This is a genomic window from Streptomyces sp. Q2 (genome assembly GCF_056820935.1).
This window is the reverse complement of record NZ_JBXEJE010000113.1, coordinates 1-1,229: the sequence shown is the minus strand read 5'-3', so window position 1 is coordinate 1,229 and position 1,229 is coordinate 1. Positions and strand designations below refer to the sequence as shown.

Annotated in this window: 1 pseudogene; it reads right to left on the bottom strand. The window is 70.0% G+C overall.

From position 1 onward, the window contains the following. A pseudogene (locus ACWBNA_RS47805) lies at nt 1-1,229 on the bottom strand (alpha-1,4-glucan--maltose-1-phosphate maltosyltransferase); the annotation flags it as partial.

The window sequence follows — 1,229 nt, the reverse complement described above, 5'->3', positions numbered from 1 at the left end:
GGTGGAAGTGGAGATCGCGCAGCTGCCGCAGGGCGGGGTGTGCGCGGCGGATCGTGTTGAGCTGGGTGATCAGCGGGGTCAGGGAGCGGCCCTCACGGTCGGCGGCCTCCCAGTCGCGGGCCTTGAGCTGGTACTTCTCCGAGTCGTGGTACTCCTCGCTGCCCTCGCGCACCGGGGTGTTCTCGCACAGCTCGTAGCCGCTGTAGATGCCCCAGGTGGGGGAGAGGGTCGCGGCCAGCACGGCGCGGACCTCGAAGGCGGGCCGGCCGCCGTGCTGCAGGTACTCGTGCAGGATGTCGGGGGTGTTGGCGAAGAAGTTGGGCCGCATGTAGGCGGCCGCCTCCCCGGACAGCTCCCTCAGGTACTCGGTCAGCTCGTCCTTGGTGTTGCGCCAGGTGAAGTACGTGTAGGACTGCTGGAAGCCGGACTGGGCCAGGGTGTGCATCATCGCCGGGCGGGTGAACGCCTCGGCCAGGAAGATCACGTCCGGGTCGGTGCGGTTGACGTCCGCGATCACCCGCTCCCAGAACACGACCGGCTTGGTGTGCGGATTGTCCACGCGGAAGATCCGCACCCCGTGGTCCATCCAGTGCCGCAGCACCCGCAGGGTCTCGGCGATCAGGCCGTCCATGTCGGCGTCGAAGGCGATCGGGTAGATGTCCTGGTACTTCTTGGGCGGGTTCTCCGCGTACGCGATCGTCCCGTCCGGGCGGTGATGGAACCACTCCGGATGCTTGTGTACCCAGGGGTGGTCCGGCGAGCACTGCAGGGCGAAGTCCAGGGCGATCTCCAGACCCAGCTCACGGGCCCGGCCCACGAACCAGTCGAAGTCCTCGATCGTGCCCAGATCCGGGTGGACGGCGTCGTGGCCGCCCTCGGGGGAGCCGATCGCCCACGGCACGCCGACGTCGTCCGGGCCGGGGGAGAGGGTGTTGTTGCGGCCCTTGCGGAAGGTGTGGCCGATCGGGTGGATCGGCGGCAGGTACACGACGTCGAAGCCCATCGCGGCGATCGCCGGAAGCCGGCGCGCCGCGGTGCGGAAGGTGCCGTGCGGCCGCTCGGGCGTGCCCTCCGAACGCGGGAAGAACTCGTACCAGGAGCCGTACAGCGCCCGCTCCCGCTCCACCAGCAGCGGCAGCGACTCCGACGCGGTCACGAACTCCCGCAGCGGATACCGCGAGAGGACGGCGTCCACCTCGGGCGTCAACGCCGCCGCGAGGCGGGTCGCG